The sequence below is a fragment of the Christiangramia forsetii KT0803 genome, from assembly GCF_000060345.1.
GTDB classification, from domain to species: domain Bacteria; phylum Bacteroidota; class Bacteroidia; order Flavobacteriales; family Flavobacteriaceae; genus Christiangramia; species Christiangramia forsetii.
In genome coordinates, this window is sequence record NC_008571.1 from 3,042,501 (window position 1) to 3,061,020 (window position 18,520).

The 18,520-nt window shown below is 38.3% G+C and carries 9 protein-coding genes, 2 tRNA genes and 2 rRNA genes (1 of these 13 running past the window's edge); 3 read left to right on the forward strand and 10 right to left on the reverse strand.

Annotation, left to right across the window (positions count from 1 at the left end; genetic code table 11):
- The 5 genes from GFO_RS13740 to GFO_RS13760 all read right to left on the reverse strand — a co-directional run.
- A 23S ribosomal RNA gene (locus GFO_RS13740) occupies positions 1-1,813 on the reverse strand (it extends 1,023 nt beyond the left edge of the window).
- A 230-nt stretch (positions 1,814-2,043) separates the two neighbouring features.
- Positions 2,044-2,117 (reverse strand) — tRNA-Ala (locus GFO_RS13745).
- 154 nt (positions 2,118-2,271) lie between these two features.
- Positions 2,272-2,345 (reverse strand) — tRNA-Ile (locus GFO_RS13750).
- A gap of 174 nt (positions 2,346-2,519) precedes the next feature.
- Positions 2,520-4,047 (reverse strand): 16S ribosomal RNA (locus tag GFO_RS13755).
- Together the 16S and 23S rRNA genes with 2 tRNA genes alongside form the textbook arrangement of a ribosomal RNA operon.
- A 765-nt stretch (positions 4,048-4,812) precedes the next feature.
- The gene (locus GFO_RS13760; protein ID WP_011710764.1) at positions 4,813-6,717 is read right to left on the reverse strand and encodes a putative porin; all 1,905 of its coding nucleotides are present in this window, start codon (positions 6,715-6,717) and stop codon (positions 4,813-4,815) included.
- Positions 6,718-6,810: 93 nt separating this feature from the next.
- Between GFO_RS13760 and GFO_RS13765 the strand changes: the two genes are divergently transcribed.
- Positions 6,811-7,473 (forward strand): hypothetical protein, encoded by a 663-nt coding sequence (locus GFO_RS13765; RefSeq protein ID WP_011710765.1) that lies wholly within the window; start codon positions 6,811-6,813, stop codon positions 7,471-7,473.
- A 415-nt stretch (positions 7,474-7,888) separates the two neighbouring features.
- Here GFO_RS13765 and GFO_RS13770 read toward each other — a convergent pair whose 3' ends face one another.
- The 4 genes from GFO_RS13770 to GFO_RS13785 form a co-directional block, all read right to left on the reverse strand.
- Positions 7,889-9,208 carry an aryl-sulfate sulfotransferase gene (locus GFO_RS13770; protein WP_011710767.1) on the reverse strand — a complete coding sequence of 440 codons (1,320 nt, stop codon included), beginning with the start codon at positions 9,206-9,208 and terminating at the stop codon, positions 7,889-7,891.
- Positions 9,209-9,276: 68 nt separating this feature from the next.
- The gene (locus GFO_RS13775) at positions 9,277-10,047 is read right to left on the reverse strand and encodes a hypothetical protein (protein ID WP_011710768.1); all 771 of its coding nucleotides are present in this window, start codon (positions 10,045-10,047) and stop codon (positions 9,277-9,279) included.
- Between the two features lie 17 nt (positions 10,048-10,064).
- Positions 10,065-11,564, reverse strand: coding sequence for a RagB/SusD family nutrient uptake outer membrane protein (locus GFO_RS13780; RefSeq protein ID WP_011710769.1), 1,500 nt, complete (start codon positions 11,562-11,564; stop codon positions 10,065-10,067).
- A gap of 9 nt (positions 11,565-11,573) precedes the next feature.
- A complete protein-coding gene (locus GFO_RS13785) occupies positions 11,574-14,579 on the reverse strand; it encodes a SusC/RagA family TonB-linked outer membrane protein (RefSeq protein WP_011710770.1) in 3,006 nt (1,001 codons plus the stop codon).
- A gap of 169 nt (positions 14,580-14,748) precedes the next feature.
- Here GFO_RS13785 and GFO_RS13790 point away from each other — a divergent pair, with 169 nt between their 5' ends.
- On the forward strand, positions 14,749-15,345 hold the full coding sequence (locus GFO_RS13790) for a ribonuclease HII (protein WP_011710771.1): 597 nt from the start codon (positions 14,749-14,751) through the stop codon (positions 15,343-15,345).
- A gap of 34 nt (positions 15,346-15,379) precedes the next feature.
- Positions 15,380-17,812, forward strand: coding sequence for a hypothetical protein (locus tag GFO_RS13795; protein WP_011710772.1), 2,433 nt, complete (start codon positions 15,380-15,382; stop codon positions 17,810-17,812).
- A 1-nt stretch (position 17,813) separates the two neighbouring features.
- Here the strand turns inward: GFO_RS13795 and lipB are convergent, their stop codons facing one another.
- Positions 17,814-18,518 carry a lipoyl(octanoyl) transferase LipB gene (lipB, locus tag GFO_RS13800; protein WP_011710773.1) on the reverse strand — a complete coding sequence of 235 codons (705 nt, stop codon included), beginning with the start codon at positions 18,516-18,518 and terminating at the stop codon, positions 17,814-17,816.
- Positions 18,519-18,520 lie beyond the last annotated feature (2 nt).

An 18,520-nucleotide genomic window follows, 5' to 3' on the forward strand; every position in this document is an offset into this window, starting at 1 on the left:
AACCTTCCAGCACCGGGCAGGTGTCAGGCCCTATACGTCATCTTTCGATTTAGCAGAGCCCTGTGTTTTTGATAAACAGTCGCCTGGATCTTTTCACTGCGGCCCCCCCATAAGGGGGGCGACCCTTCTCCCGAAGTTACGGGCCAATTTTGCCTAGTTCCTTAGCCATGAATCTCTCGAGCACCTTAGAATTCTCATCCCAACTACCTGTGTCGGTTTAGGGTACGGGTTGCCTCCACTCGCTTTTCTTGGAAGTCGCTCCTCTGGATTATCACGCCGGCCGTAGCTTTTGTGTACTATCGGGGTGTTACCACTCCCTTCAACGTACTATTCCGTCAGTACGCACCAAATTTACGCCTCCGTCCGCTTTAACGTGGGGCAAGTAGCAGAATATTAACTGCTTGTCCATCGACTACCCCTTTCGGGTTCGCCTTAGGTCCCGACTAACCCTCAGCTGATTAGCATAGCTGAGGAAACCTTAGTCTTTCGGTGTGCGGGTTTCTCGCCCGCATTATCGTTACTTATGCCTACATTTTCTTTTGTAACCAATCCAGCAAGCCTCGCGACTCACCTTCATCTCTGTTACAATGCTCCCCTACCACTCTCAGTAAACTGAAAGTCCATAGCTTCGGTAATATGTTTATGCCCGATTATTATCCATGCCGAACCGCTCGACTAGTGAGCTGTTACGCACTCTTTAAATGAATGGCTGCTTCCAAGCCAACATCCTAGCTGTCTGGGCAGTTCAACCGCGTTTCTTCAACTTAACATATATTTTGGGACCTTAGCTGATGGTCTGGGTTCTTTCCCTCTCGGACATGGACCTTAGCACCCATGCCCTCACTGATATGAATCATTTTATAGCATTCGGAGTTTGTCAGGAATTGGTAGGCGGTGAAGCCCCCGCATCCAATCAGTAGCTCTACCTCTATAAAACTATCTATATCGCTGCACCTAAATGCATTTCGGGGAGTACGAGCTATTTCCGAGTTTGATTGGCCTTTCACCCCTACCCTCAGGTCATCCCAAGACTTTTCAACGTCAACGGGTTCGGTCCTCCACTATGTGTTACCACAGCTTCAACCTGCCCAAGGGTAGATCACACGGTTTCGCGTCTACCACTACCAACTAAAACGCCCTATTCAGACTCGCTTTCGCTACGGCTCCACAGCTGAACTGCTTAACCTTGCTGGCAACGGTAACTCGTAGGCTCATTATGCAAAAGGCACGCCGTCACCCCACGAAGGGGCTCCGACCGCTTGTAAGCGTATGGTTTCAGGATCTATTTCACTCCCTTATTCAGGGTTCTTTTCACCTTTCCCTCACGGTACTGGTTCACTATCGGTCTCTCAGGAGTATTTAGCCTTGGCGGATGGTCCCGCCGGATTCATACAGGGTTTCACGTGCCCCGCACTACTCAGGATACTGCTATGCTTTATACGAAGTTTTCTATACCGGGCTGTCACCGTCTATGGCCAAGCTTTCCAACTTGTTCTAATTCCTTGTACAAACAATGTTACAGTCCTACAACCCCAATAAGTCCGTAAACTCATTGGTTTGGGCTACTGCGCGTTCGCTCGCCGCTACTAGCGCAATCACTATTGTTTTCTCTTCCTCCGGGTACTTAGATGTTTCAGTTCTCCGGGTTTGCCTCCTTGCGGATACTATACCTTCAGTATAGTGGGTTGCCCCATTCGGATATTCGCGGATCAATTTGTATGTGCCAATCCCCACGACTTTTCGCAGCTTATCACGTCCTTCTTCGCCTCTGAGAGCCTAGGCATTCCCCATACGCCCTTATCTAGCTTGTATGCGCTTTGCTTAATGCTCTAATCTATTTTGATTGCTCAAAACAGAAGTATTATAATGTATTACTTAATATTAAATATTTCTATCTAATAGTGTTCTCGTATTCTTTGTTTCTCAATATGTCAATGAACTTTTTTCCTGTCTAACGATAAAACCTCGATGATCTTACAAACTAAAAAGCTTTCGCTCCCTGGTTGTTTGTAAAAACTATGCCCGTTCTATCTCTAGGAATCGTGGAGAATATCGGAGTCGAACCGATGACCTCCTGCGTGCAAGGCAGGCGCTCTAGCCAGCTGAGCTAATCCCCCATTTTTGAATTCCGAGTTTAGAATTCAGAATTTAGAATTAGAATTCCTTAGCTTCTAGAATTTCCTTTTAATTTATTTCAAATGAACTTCAGTCTCTCAAGCTTAACTTTAAACTTTTCAACCTGTAACTTTAAACTCGCGCTTTGCGCGGTCGTAGTCTCAGGCAGACTCGAACTGCCGACCTCTACATTATCAGTGTAGCGCTCTAACCAGCTGAGCTATGAGACTGTCCATAAAACAGTTCCAAGTTCAAAGTTTTAAAGTTCAAAGTTTTTCAACTCTTCACTTTTCACTTTTCGCTCTTCACTATTTTTAATCGAATTGACGATAAGAATCAAGACCAAATTGGCCTCTGAACTTCCCTTACTAATTGTCGCTTGTCACTAGGTGACAAAGCTCTAGAAAGGAGGTGTTCCAGCCGCACCTTCCGGTACGGCTACCTTGTTACGACTTAGCCCCAGTTACCAGTTTTACCCTAGGCCGCTCCTTACGGTGACGGACTTCAGGTACCCCCAGCTTCCATGGCTTGACGGGCGGTGTGTACAAGGCCCGGGAACGTATTCACCGCATCATGGCTGATATGCGATTACTAGCGATTCCAGCTTCACGCAGTCGAGTTGCAGACTGCGATCCGAACTGTGATAGGGTTTGAAGATTCGCATCCCCTCGCGGGGTAGCTGCCCTCTGTCCCTACCATTGTAGCACGTGTGTGGCCCAGGACGTAAGGGCCGTGATGATTTGACGTCATCCCCACCTTCCTCGCGGTTTGCACCGGCAGTCTGGCTAGAGTTCCCGACATTACTCGCTGGCAACTAACCACAGGGGTTGCGCTCGTTATAGGACTTAACCTGACACCTCACGGCACGAGCTGACGACAACCATGCAGCACCTTGCAATCTGTCCGAAGAAAAGTCTGTTTCCAGACCTGTCAGACTGCATTTAAGCCCTGGTAAGGTTCCTCGCGTATCATCGAATTAAACCACATGCTCCACCGCTTGTGCGGGCCCCCGTCAATTCCTTTGAGTTTCATTCTTGCGAACGTACTCCCCAGGTGGGTTACTTATCACTTTCGCTTAACCACCCAGCCCTCAATTAGGCCGGACAGCTAGTAACCATCGTTTACGGCGTAGACTACCAGGGTATCTAATCCTGTTCGCTACCTACGCTTTCGTCCCTCAGCGTCAATATATTATTAGTGATCTGCCTTCGCAATAGGTGTTCTAAGTAATATCTATGCATTTCACCGCTACACTACTTATTCCAACCACTTCATAATAATTCAAGAACAACAGTATCAATGGCAATTCTACAGTTGAGCTGCAGACTTTCACCACTGACTTATTATTCCGCCTACGGACCCTTTAAACCCAATGATTCCGGATAACGCTTGGACCCTCCGTATTACCGCGGCTGCTGGCACGGAGTTAGCCGGTCCTTATTCATACGGTACCGTCAAGCATCTACACGTAGATGTGGTTCTTCCCGTATAAAAGCAGTTTACAACCCATAGGGCCGTCTTCCTGCACGCGGCATGGCTGGATCAGAGTTGCCTCCATTGTCCAATATTCCTCACTGCTGCCTCCCGTAGGAGTCTGGTCCGTGTCTCAGTACCAGTGTGGGGGATCTCCCTCTCAGGACCCCTACCTATCGCCGTCTTGGTAAGCCGTTACCTTACCAACTAACTAATAGGACGCATACTCATCTTTAAGCCATAAATGTTTAATTATAATCCCAGGTGAAATCATAATACTATGGGGTATTAATCCACGTTTCCATGGGCTATTCCCCGCTTAAAGGCAGATTGTATACGCGTTACGCACCCGTGCGCCACTCGTCAGCGGATTGCAAGCAATCCCTGTTACCGTTCGACTTGCATGTGTTAGGCCTGCCGCTAGCGTTCATCCTGAGCCAGGATCAAACTCTTCATCGTTAAATCTTATATATATTCAACAACTACTAAAGAAATTGCTCAGTATGACTTTTTCTAGTCTTAATTCTTATACACTTGATTATAAAATATAAATACTCTATAATCCTTGTCAATTCAATATATCAATGAACTTCGATCAATTATCAATGAGCAGTTATCAATTAACAATCCTAAAATTGCCTGATGATCATTGCTTATTGTTTATTGATCATTGTCTAGTTAAAACCCAAGGATTCGAACCTCTACTCTCGCCCCGTTCGGCGGTCTCTTTTAATCTCAATCTGTAATTCTGAACGTGTGCTCTCTCTCAAAGCGGGTGCAAATATACAATGCTTTTTCTTTACCAACCAAACCTTTTTAATAAAAAATTTAGTTTCTTTTTTAAAGCTTGTAGCGTCTATTCGCTAACTCCCCTTTTCAAATGAACTCCCTTCGTTTCCAAAGCGGGTGCAAATATAAAACGACTTCTGCTCTCCAACCAAATAAAAAATTACTTTTTTTTAGTTAATTTTTGAAGTCCTTTCCTATCGTATACCCCATTCTCATTACTGTCAGTGAACATCCCGCTCGTTTTGTAAGCGGCTGCAAATATACAACTGAATTTAGATTACACAAGAGGTTTCAAAAAAATTAGGAACTTTTACATGAATAAATACTATTCAATAAAAAACCAGAGAATTATGCACCTCTTTTCAATATGAACACTATAATAGTTTAAAGAAACCGCTAATAAGAGTAGAATTCAGCAATAGAAATTTTCGTATTTTATAGAAAAAGATCCCAAACCAAGCCAAATCTGATCAAAAAATCGGTGTATGGGTAGCCAGGAGCAGTAAAGTTATTATTAGAATCTATCAAATCATTAAGATTTTGCAACTTAAAGAATATCCTCGCTTTGTCAACTTTTGCGTTAAAAAAATAATCTACAACAGGATATCCTCCTAATTTCTGAGAATTCTGAACATAGAATTCAGCTAAAACAGGATCATAAGCATTCATTTCATACTCTGAGAAATATTTAAATGTAAAACCTGTTTGAAGATAAAGTGCATTATCAAACCAAAAATCTTTGTAGTATATGGAGTTCCGGGTAACAAAATCGGGTAAATTAAGTACATCTAATCCCTCCAATACATTTTGATACATTATTGTATTATAAGAACCGAACAATCCAAAATCGAATTCCTTTTCGGCTTTCAATTTAAAATATCGAACTTGAGAACCAGCCTGAAATGGTTTTACATTCCCCATTTCATCTAAAGAGAAATAAGTATAATTTTCAATCTGGGAAAGACTCCCTGATACATCAAAAAGTTTTTTCGATTTAAAATCAGCAAAAAGTTTTTGTGAAATTTCATTATCGAAATCGTTCTGCCAATTATAATTTAAATAATCACTTTGATAAAGAAGAAAATTAAAGTTTGGAGCGGTACTATTTTGATTAAGACCGAAACGCACTCCATTATTCTCATCAAACTCATAAGACGCCGCTGCAGACAGATAATTTCCAGCAAACTCGTCTGAAAGGTTCAATCTAGCATCAGCTTCCACAGCAAAATCACCTATCTTCTTCTTATAAGAACCGACTACATGAAGGAGGTTTCCATTAATCCTATTTACGATAGTGTCTCCGGGCTTTATAAAAACTGAATTATACCCATAATTATAATTTGTATGTCCAGCCCCAAATGAAAGCTCTCCTAAAAGGCTGTTTGCATAATTAACAGAAACCTCATTGAATAATTTCTTCATCCTGGTTTCATCCTTCAGGTTGCTTGACTCAAAAGACTCCCCGAATATCTCAGTTTCGGAAGCATCCTGTTTAAAGACAAATTTTTTATAGCTATAGTCAAAGACATGGCTTAAACTAAGCATATTGGTAGAATCTGTAATCTTTGTCAATCTATATTCATGATCTAAAAAAAAGCGTTTGCCAAAAATCACATTTTGGGCATTTTCAAAATTCACTTCAAGAACAGATCGATCATCAAATTCTGGCTCTTTATCAATATATTGCTGAATTGCCTGATCTGTAAGGCCGCCATTTTCTTCATTCAGTAAATCCTGAGAAACAAAATGAGCCTTTGCATGATATTTCCCATTATCAGAATCATAACTAAAACCCATTCTCAAGTTTCCCGCACTAGTCAGAATATGCTGATACCTGCCAAGGGCACGTGTTCCTTTATAGGCGATGAATAAATTTAAATTTTCAGAGGTATTTATCGTAAATAGGGCATCCAATTGTTGACCCTGTTCAGGAACGGTTTTAAAATAAAGGTCGGTTAGAGGCGTGGGTACATGAAAATAATTTATATCCTCCACTTCCATAAAATTAAAATGTTTTGCCCTTGCTCCAAACTGGGGAAATGTATTTTTATAATCTTTCCTCAGGCTTAAACTATTATAGGTTTGACCGGTATTAGAAAAAGGTAGTAACTCAAAATTATCTTTTCGTAGATAATTGAACTTATAGTCTTTTAGAATGGTAAGGGTAGTGTCTAGATGTACCGTATCATTCTTTATAGAAATGATTTTATAATCTTCTATTGGCGGCATACTATCCTTTTCTACTCCTTCCTTTTTAGTCTTATTTAGAGTACTTTCAGATCTTTGAGCAAAGACATCAAAAGTGTAAAAAATTAATAAAACTAAGATAAAGTATTTCATATATAGGGAATTGAATGCAAAAATAATAGATTACTGATCAATGGTATTATATTTGCAAATATTATAATCAATATAAATTCAAAATTAATCAGAATGAACAGAATTAAACCTTTTTTTTTACTTGTGGTTCTAATCACGTTAGGTACATCCTCTTATTCGCAGAACATGGATCTACCTACAGATTATATAAGAAATACAGGATTTGGAAAGAATGATATTCCTTCTAATGTAAAAGGAACTCCATTCTTAAACAAGAATTTTACTCCTGTACAATTGAAAATAAACAATAAAACTATCAATGCTCAAATGAGATATGACGCTTATCGGGATGCATTTCAATTAAAACAATCCAATGGTAACGTCTACTTAAATAAAAACTCGCAGATGGGTATTACTTATCTAAATAAGGATTATTCATTATTAGAATATTATGACGACAATGAAATTAGACGTATTGGTTATTTACAAACCATGACTGAAAATGATAATCTTAAAATCTTTAAAAAGCATATAAAAATTTTCACAGAAGGTGAAGAAGCTATAAACAGCTACACCACTGACAAACCAGCCAAATTTGAAGATGATGTTAAGTATTTTATAGCAATAGATTCTAAAATGCCGAAGGAAGTAAAACTTAAGAGAAGAGATATCATCAGGTTTTTTAATGACAAGAAAGTGAAAAGCTATATCAAAGATAAGAAGCTTAAATTTAGAGATGAAGATGATTTATATACTCTTGCAGAATACCTTAATTAAATGTAATTTATTAGTAGCGTATAAAAGAGGCCGCCTAAAAAGTACTTTTTAGGCGGCCTCTTTTATAAATCTTCAAGTGGATATTCCTTTTTCTCCAAAATGTCCTGCTGCTGGTATTTCTCAAATTTTTTGGAGAATTCTTTTTAGTATAAGCAGTTTTTATTTGACCTTCTTATCAATTTCCTTATCCTTCAGAGCCTGGTTGATCGTGTCAATTTCCTGGCTACTTTTTCAGGATCGATAGCTTCAAAATCAGGTTGATTGAGGAACATATGTTCCCGGGCATAAGACAATCGCTACATTGGACCACACAGTTCATTAAAATATAATTTGATCTGCTCTTTACTGGTTTCGCTGATACCTCTAAATGGAACGTTGCTGTTCATGCCTAAATTTAGGCATGAACATTTTTTTATTAATATCCTAAAGGACTTAATTCCGGATCACCCGGATAATAAGGATATCCTCTCCAGTAAAAACCATCACCCTCGAAGCGCCAAACTATTTCCCCTCCCTGAGTGACTTCCCAGAAACCACTAGTACCCTCCGTAATCAAGGTATTACCATTGCGAAGCCTGTAAGCGCCGGAAACTTTTGGTGAAAAAAGATCTTCGTGGCTATATTCCCAAATAATTTCTAACTCATTATTTGTTTCGCTTTGTAAAGAATATTCATCTGGTAGTCCAAGCTCATAAACGGTAGATCTTCCAGAAATATCTAAATTCCCATTCACGTATATCAATAGGTTATTGGTTCCTGGAACAATATTGGGATCATGATTACTATAAAATAAGCGTTGGCCTTTTGGGTTACCATAAGCATCCGGATTACCAATCCTATAAAGAATTTCACCACCTTTACCGTAATTACCACCAGTCGTACCCGCAGCCTGTTCTGAAGTCGTGCTATGATCAACAACCCATACTTCACTATAATAGTTAACACTCACTAAAATAGTATTTGTTCTCTCATCGTATTCAATTCCATTTGCATGCATAATATCACCATCAAAGGATTTTCTATGGATTGAATCTCTATAATTGAGATCAATCTTTTGTGGATACAGGCCTGGGTTACCAAAGTTCTTTGCATTTACATCATAGTCCTGAATTAAATGATCCCATGAATTCCACTTCCAAACAATTTGATCATTATTAGGATTTACTTCTATTAATTTTTCAACGTATATAGATTCGTTGGTATACCCATAGCCATTTTCAATCAATTCATTTCCTGATTTTTTATCCCAAGCTAGGATTAACACGTTTCCGTTTGGTAACATTTCAACATCATGATGCGCCAAATAATCTTCACTTGAATACTCATATTTCCATAACTCTGCACCTGTTGGTGATATTATTGATACAATTCCACCATAACCACCGAAAGAAAACCTTGGATCTTCTACTATAAGCGAAGCTAACAAATTACCATTTGGCAAGAGTTCGGCATCATTCCCTATGCCTGAAGATAAATTCCACTCATTCAAAATTTTTGACTTTCCTTTTTCAATCAAAAAGACACGATTTGCGGCAGCATCATTCACTAATACATAATTATCATCGGCTAATTCCTCATTTAGGAACATGACCTTACCAGCAGTTGTATCGATATCTTTAAACTTATCTTCATCTGTAATAGGCTCAGGCGTAATAGGCTCTGGCGCAATAGTATCATCCCCACTACAAGAGAAGAGAAACAGTGAAATCAAGGCAAATAAAATTAATTTTCCCATGTTAGATTAAATATAAAAAAAAGCGACCTGAAAGATCGCCTTTTTATTATTTAGTTAAAAAAACTTAACTATTGGTTCACACAAAAATCTGTAGATTCCGAAGCACCGAACGCTCCTGTTCCAGAAGCAGCATTTACAATAGAACATGTAAGGCTATAACCACCCTCAAAAACTCCGTCAAACTGACCATCAGAGTAAGCATCATAGATCGTAAACGTATAACAACCATCTTCTAAAAAGATATCTGTCTCATACTGTTTTCCTCTACTATCCACAGAAGCAGCAGGACCATAAGGTACTTCCGGTCCTGAAGCAACTACATTCCCATTACTATCAGTAATATCCCATGAAGTTTCTTCTGCATATTGATCTGTAGTAATAACTAACTTATAGTCATTACAAATTACTTCTTTATTAAAATTAATAGTCGCAACATTGTTAAAAGCTGATCCTGCAGTTGATGGTTGAAGCTCTAATACTAAAGAGTATGATTGACCCTCTGCTAAATCATCCGGGTTCAAGGTTACATCTACAGTACCCTCATAAGAGTTAGCTGGAATAGTAGCTGTACCTATGGAATAAGATGAACCAAGAGCGGTAGAAGATTCTGAAGCGACTACGTTAAACGTTCTTTCCTGTGCTGATGTTGTTGTAACATTTACTGGAATAGTAACTGTGGCATTATCATCACTAGGAACAGTAACGTTGAAAGATCGACTAGCGAACTGAACAGCTTCCGGACCATTTTCAGAGTCAAAAATTAAAGTCTCTTCTTCACAGCTCACAAATACTGCTAAAACCATTAGCAGTATTGGGAGCTTATATATTAATTTTTTCATTTTTATATAGTTTATAATTAGTAACCTGGGTTTTGTTGATCTCTCAAGCCTGGGTTCGCATTAAATTCTACGAGAGGCAGAGGAAGTGTGAATCTATAGTCTGTGGGAGACAAAGTACAGGCTCCGTTGAAAGCACAATCTACAGGATCTTTAAGAACTCCTCTATTTGCTCTTTCTCCAAGACGTTTTAAATCTTTATACCTATGCCCTTCAAATGCAAGCTCCACTCTTCTTTCTTCTAAGATATCAGCAAAAGCTTCCTGCATACCAGCGTAAGAAGGTAAAGTAGTATCTTCTCCTAATCTAGCATCCCGCATTCTTTTTATCAAAGAAGCAGTTGAATTAGAATCGCCATTAAAATTACCCTGAGCAGCGTAAGCTTCAGCAAGGATTAGCAACATTTCAGAACTTCTGAATACTTTAAGATCATTCATTAGAGGACGACCCTCAGATCCAGCATATTTATCAACTATAAGAACGTCATTAACCTGTCCACCTGCCTTTGAAGCGTAATCAGGATCGATTATTGAAGTTTCATCAAATAAAACATCATAACGAACATCAGTAGTATCCACAAGATTAAATAGTGATCTACCAGCTTCGAAATAAGGTGATCCATCAAAACCAGGTCCTACAAAAGCAAATCTAGCTCCTATCCAACCGGTTGTTGCAACAGTACCAGTTGGTCCCTGTACATCATAAGAATCCCCTATTGTTCTCTCTAGCTTGAATATAATCTCGGCATTACTAGTGTCCGCAAAGATACCCGGGTATTCCTCTTGAGTTGCAAGACCATACTTTTCCAGTAGTTCAGATGCGTTAGCTTCAGCTACATCGTAATTCTGACGGTAAGCAGCCATTCTAGCTCTAAATGCCGTTATAAAATCTTGGCTAATAAAAGTTGTGGCGCTCTCAGTACTAAGTAAACTTTCAGCACGGTCAAGATCTGATTCTATCAGACCGAACACTTCTCCATTGGTATTTCTCAAAAGATTTTGATCAATTGTTGGTACAAAATCAACTAAAATAACACCCAATGCACTATCGTCTGTATAATCTGTAGTGTAGTATGATTGTAGTTGGAAATGTCCAAATGCTCTAATAGCATAAGCCTGCCCCAGAATATCATCATATCTATCCTGCTCTCCCGCAGCTGGTTCCAATGCTATTGCCGCGTCTATCAACCTGTTTGCAGAGTTGATCAATGCATAATTTCTTATCCAGAAATTAGACGATGCTGGAGTACTAGGGTTAAGGTTAAAACCGTAGTCAGAGATACCCTGTCCACCATTATCAAAACCTATAGCCAACTCATCTGTGAATATCGCATTAAAAGCAATTTCCGGGGCCAGATTTATATTATTATACACCCCGAATAAACCAGATTCGAGATCATCAACCGTCTCGAATGCTGCGTCTGCAGGTAACCTACCCGGTTGTTCAATTTCAATCGCGTCATTACAACTAAAAAGTAATAGACCAACGAATGCTCCTATTAAAATTTGTATTCTTTTCATATTTATTTTTTATAATCCTATTTCTAATCCTAATGAAATTGTTCTTGGAGTAGGATAAATTCTTGATGTGTTATCTTGTGCTTCAGCATCAAAACCTCTCCACTCGCTAAACGTTGCTAAATTCTCACCTTGTAAGAAAACTCTAAGAGCAGTTAAGCCCATTTGATCAAGGGATGTCTTAGGAAGACTGTATCCAATCGTAGCAAATCTTACTCTTAAATAATCTGCATCTACAAGATATCTGGTACTTTCGTAAACACCGATATTAGTAGCCCTTAATGCCGGGATATCAGTTACACGGTTATCTGGAGTCCATGCTCTTTGTAAATCATTAGAAGAACGGAATTGTCCGATACTTGTAGGATCCTGGAACCCTGATAAATCGAAATCATAACGATCTACTCCAATTACATAGTTAAACTGTGTTTGAAGGAAAAATCCTTTGTAATCCATATTAAGTCCAAAACTTCCCGTAAAGTCAGGATAAATATTCTTATCTAACCATACACGATCTGTATCGGCATTAGGATTTTCAGTAACCTCACCATCTGCAGTGTAAAACAAAGCATTACCATTTGCAGGATTCACCCCAGCGTACTCAATCGTATAATATTCAAAAAGCTTGCCACCTTCTCTTCCGATCCCTATAATTTCGCCATCATCACTTGGAAGATCCAATATTTCAGTTTCATTATAGTTACCTACCAGGTTCACTCTCATATTGAATCCACCTTCTTCTAAACTACGAACAACATCGTAATTCAATGTAAGATCCACACCTTTATTAGATAAACTTCCTACGTTAGCATTAATACTGGTAATCGCGTTAATGGCAGAAACCGGTGTGCTTTGGAAAAGGTCTTCTGTTTCCTTGTAATATGCATCAACAGAGCCTCTTAGCCTTGATTGGAACAATTCGAAATCCAGACCAATGTTACTAGAAGTTACAGTTTCCCATTTCAAAGTCGTATTAGCAATTTGGCTTAAGAATATAGAGTTTTGACCACCATATCCAGATCCAGTTGCGAAAAAGTTTCGGGTTAAATCTGGACCTGAGAAATAGGTAGTACCTGTGATTCTCTGGTTACCTGCAGTACCGTATGAGCCTCTTAGTTTCAACACATCAAATACGGAACCACTCATGAAAGCTTCGTTATGAATATTCCATCTTCCCGCTATAGACCAAAAAGTTGCAAAACGGTTACTTTCCGAAAATCTATAGGATGCATCGCGTCTTACAGAACCAGACAAACCATATCTTCCGTCATAATCCCAATCTAAGGTACCGAAATATGAAAATAATCCTGCATTAAGAATATTGGCGTTCGCCTGATCTACAAAGAAATCATTCTCTGAGTTATCATCTACGAACCCAGAACCGTCTCCAGGAGAGAAAGTCTTAGGGTCCAGCCCCTCAGCAGTATATCCAAAGGTTCTTAGGTGAGCCTTAAAATATTCCAAATAAGCTCCAACTCCAAAAGTATGATCTCCTATCTCCTTGTCGTAGTTCAACGAGGTTACATTATTAAAACTGAAAACTCTTGTAGTTTGCTGACTTTGGTCACCTGCAGTTGGATTTGCAGCTCCACCAAAAAGTAAACCGTTAAAAGAATCCGGAGCAGTAGCATTCGTCAAAAACTCACTATTGTAATCTGCACTGGCTACAATACCTGCAGTTAAATCATCAAAAATCTCGTAAGAAGCATTAAAACTACCTATAACTTTAACTTCCTCTTCGAGCCTTGTAAAGGTTCTCAATTTATCTATAAGGAATAGCGGTGTATTTGTAAAAGATAAAGGAGAAGTCAAATCAGCTCCATTAGTGTAATCGTCAGGAGAAATATAAGGAACAGACTGGTACGCACCTAGAATGTAGTTCTGGTTGATTCCACCAGTCCCAATACTGTTAGGCTCATTATTTTCAGAATAGTTCACAGACAAGTTAAGACCGTAGTTAAACTTATCATTCTCACTACGCCCAGACACATTACTACGAACGTTGAACCTCTGTAAATCTGAGTTTCTCAATATACCTTCAATCTCAGAATAACCTAGAGAGGTAAACTGAGTTGTTTTAGCTCCACCACTGGATAAATTTAAAGTATGACTTTTAGTTAAGGCATCTCTAAAGAAATAATTAGCCCAGTCTGTTGTTTCAGCCGCGGCAATTTCCTCATCGGTCAAACCTGTACCTCTACCGTTTCCATATCGTTGCTCCAGTCGCAATTGCTCCTGAGAACTCATCAAATCATAATCATTATCCTGAAGAGTATTTACCCCAAGAATACCAGTATAATTGATTTTTAAGGGAGAATTAAAACTACCTCTTCTAGTTTCCACAATTACAACACCATTCGCTCCTCTATTTCCATAAATAGCAGTAGCCCCGGCATCTTTTAAAACCGAAATCGATGCAATATCCTGTGGGTTCAAACTACGGAAGTTATCCTCATCTACAGGAGCACCATCAATAATAAATAACGGCTCTGTGTTACCATTAATAGAGTTGATACCACGTAAGTTAACCGTAGAATTCGCTCCTGGTTGCCCAGAACTAGTTGAAATATTCAAACCAGCTACCTGTCCAGATAGGGTCTGAACGAAACTAGCATTTGGTCTGTTCTCAATAGTTTCTGCAGTAACCGTTACAGATGACACAGAAGATTTCTCTTTTGTAGAAGTTCTATAACCCAAAACTACCACCTCTTCCAGAGCTCCCTGATCAACATCTAATGTTACGTTAATAACATTTTGAGCACCTACCGGCACAGATTGAGATGTAAAACCAACAAAGCTGAAGTTCAATGTTGAACCTTCGGTAGCAACAATTTCGTATTTCCCATCGAAATCAGTCTGGACACCTGTTGAAGTACCCTCAACAACTACTGTTGCTCCGGGTAGTGGTAGACCCTCGTCATCGGTTACAGTACCTGAGACTGTCTTGTCTTGTGCAAAACCAATTTGCACCACTAACACCAGTAAAAGTGTTAGAAATCCATGTAATTTTCTTTTCATTATTTCGTTAAATTTGAATTAGCCTGCGCCAAAAATCTTAATAAATTCCTAATAAACCAAAAAAAAATGCATTTTAACTCTTTAAAACTTTAACACCCTACAATAACTATCTGGTGCATCTTGCAATTCACCTTGAATATTTATTAATAAAATCACAACAAAATTACGAATGCTTAACTTCTATAATACTAAAATAACGGTTGCAGGTGCAGACGAAGCTGGGAGAGGTTGCCTGGCCGGACCCGTGACTGCTGCTGCAGTTATCCTTCCAATAGAATTTAAAAACGCCGTTCTTAACGACTCCAAAACTCTCAATTTAAAAAATAGAAATTTTCTAAAATCATTAATTGAAGATGAAGCCATCACCTATGGAGTTGCTCATGTTTTTATGAAAGAAATAGATGAAATAAATATTCTGAATGCCTCAATTTTAGCCATGCACCGAGCTCTACAAGTGTTAAAGTTTGATCCAGACCATATAATTGTCGACGGAAACAGGTTTAAACCCTACCAAAAAATTCCACATGAATGCATTATAAAAGGAGATGGAAAATATATGAGCATAGCCGCAGCATCTATATTGGCTAAAACCTACCGAGATGAGTTCATGGAAAAGATACATGAAGAATTCCCGGACTATAATTGGAAAAAGAATAAAGGGTATCCAACTAAAGAACATCGAGCAGCCATTAAAAAGTACGGAGTTACCAAATATCACCGAAAAAGCTTTAAACTACTACCCGATCAATTGAAGATTGATTTCTAAGTTGCTATTTTTGCTTAAACTCCAAGCCTGACCAATGAATAGATTCATCGTCTTTCTTTCAATATTGTCTGTTTTCGCCTGTTCCAAAAAGCAGGAAACCGATTTCAACATTATTGATCATATCCCAAATGATTCTGAAGCGATCATTTTGACTAGCGATATCCATCAATTTATTGAAACCCTGAATAATAATAATTTTATAAAAGAAAGTGAGTTTGGATTGAAAACCGAATTGTCTAAACAATTAAAGTTTACACAATTTCTAAATTTTAAATCTGAAACGAGCATCAATCTTTCAAATATCTCGTCTAAACCTTTAGTTTTTTCAATCATTACCAGAAAAGACTCGGGACTTGTAAGATTAGATTCTATTCAAAATAAAAGTGTAGAAACCTTTAAAGAAGAAGGCATTGAACTTCAAAGAATCGTGCTTGAAAACAATAAATTCTTTCTTTATGAGACAGGAAGCACAAGCATTATTAGTAATTCAAAAAGTAAAATCCTTGATATTGCCAATGAACGAAATTTGTTAAATTCAGATGCATTCAGGAGTGCGTTGAATGCGTCTGATCCGAATAAAACCTCGATAATTCTAAGGAATTCTGCTTTTCAAAGATCCTTAGCATTTTTTGAAAATTTTAATTTTCCCGGTTTTAATAATTTTGCTGAATGGAGCTCTTTGGATCTTGATATTTATGCCTCAGAAATTAAAGTAAACGGCATAAGTCTTAGTGGAACAAATAAAAATTTTCTGGATATATTTTCAGATATCGAACCCAGGGAAATAGAAATCAGCAAAGTATGTCCAGAGGATTTCCTAACTTTCTATTCTTTTAGTTTTGATTCAGATAAACTTAAAAGCAACCTAAAGAATATTTCTAAAGACAGTATTAAACGGGATTTTCCTGAGATTTTAAATAATATCCGCGAGGTTGCCACCATAAAGCTGAAAACAGGCAAACTTTTTGTATTTAACGCAATAGAGATTGAAACTTCTAAAGAAAATCTAGCCGGAATGGGGCAGGAAGTTGAGAAATATCGCAATATTCCAATATTCGAATTAGAAGACCCCTCCATTTTTAAAGATCTTATTCCAGAGCTAATGCACATAGAGGAAACTCGCTTCTATGGAATTTTGGACCATTTCATCATATTCTCTAAGAACAAAGATCTTATTAAAGAAACAATTGCCGATTTTCAGAATTCTAACACAATTGCCGGAAAAAGCTATTATTCAGATTTAATCTCTTCACTATCATCGGAATCTTCGATGCTTATGGTTTCACGATTACCTGAACTCTATGAGAGCATAAAAAATTCTTCAAATTCTGAAAAGTTAAATTTCAGAAAAAATAGTCTTGCTGCTTTTCAGATTATTAAGGAAGATAATTTCGCCCATCTTCACGGGATATTCTCAAATTCCAGCGATAAGTCGGTTAATGGGAATGGTGCTAAACAAATTGCGACTTTTAAACTGGAATCACCGACTTCCTCCACTCCGTTTTTCTTTAAAAACCACCTCACCGATCAAATGGATATTAGCGTTCAGGATGAGGACAATATGCTATATCTCATTTCTAATAAAGGAACCATATTCTGGAAGAAAAAATTGGAGAGCCAGATTACCAGTCCTGTTTTCCAAGTAGATCTTTTTAAAAATGGCAATAAACAACTTGCTTTTTCTACAGGTTATCACCTTGAAATCCTGGATAGAAATGGAAATACAGTAAAGCCTTTCCCCGTAAAATTTAATGATCCACTTACTCAGCCGCTGGCCGTTTTAGATTACGACAATAACCGCACGTATCGTTTTGTCCTGGCTCAAGGAAAGAAAGTTTATATGTTGGGCCCCAAGGGAAAGTCTATTAAAGGTTTTGATTTTGAAAATGCCAAATCTGAAATTGTAAAAGCTCCAAAACATATTAGACTTGGTAATAAAGATTATATTCTAATTGCCGAAAAATCAGGTAGGCTGAATATACTCAGTAGACAAGGTAGTATTCGCGTTCCGGTAAATGAAAATTTCAACTATTCTGAGAATGAATGGTATGGAAACGAGGAGAAATTTATTTCTTCAGGATCTGATTCCAACCTGATTTCTGTAACCCAAAGCGGAGCAGTTTCCAGGAAAAACCTGGAATTTGCAGACAACCACAGATTAGTGGCAAATGATGATCTTCTTGTTTATTTAAACGAAAATGAATTATCTATTAATGAGAAAAAGATCGCTTTAGATTTCGGACTCTATACAGATCCCCAATTATTTGAAATCGGAAAGAGATCACTTATTGCAATTACAGATCTACAGGCTCAAAAAGTTTATGTTTTTGAAAAAAATGCCGAATTACTTCCCGGTTTTCCGGTATTTGGCACTTCAAAAGTAGATATCGCCAATGCTGATCTTGATTCGAGACTGGAATTACTGGTAAGAGGTGACGAAAATGAGATTTTGCTTTATAAGCTTTAGCCTATTGATATTTTAACTCCGCCTGAAAAAGTTCCTGAAAATGCTTCAGCAGCTTTTCCTGGACTTCCTCAAGGTTAATCTCTTTCTGTCCCAGTTCAACATTTAAAGAGGTAACTGCTTTTCCTTTAATTCCGCAGGGAATGATATTATCAAAATAGCCAAGATCGGCATTTACGTTCAATGCAAACCCATGCATGGTCACCCATCTGCTGGCTCTTACCCCCATAGCACAAATCTTCCTGGCAAAAGGCGTCCCTACATCCAGCCAGACTCCTGTTTCACCGGGGCTACGTTCAGATTTTAATCCGTATTCAGATAAAGTCAAAATCACTGCTTCTTCAAGCAGGCGTAGATATTTATGAATATCTGTGAAAAAATTATCCAGATCCAGAATTGGATATCCAACAATTTGTCCCGGGCCGTGGTAGGTAATATCTCCTCCCCTGTTTATCTTATAGAAAGTGGCATTCTTGGCCTTTAGTTCTTTTTCTGAAATAAGTAAATTTTCAGCATCGCCACTTTTTCCAAGGGTGTAAACATGAGGATGTTCTACAAAAAGAAAATAGTTCCTGGTGGGAATTTCGGTTCCTTCACGTCTGTTTTTAATTTTCAGATCAACAGTTTCTTTGAAAATGTTTTCCTGGTAATCCCAGGTTTCTTTATAATCTTTTATTCCTAAATTTCTTACTTCAACTTCCTTGTTCATAT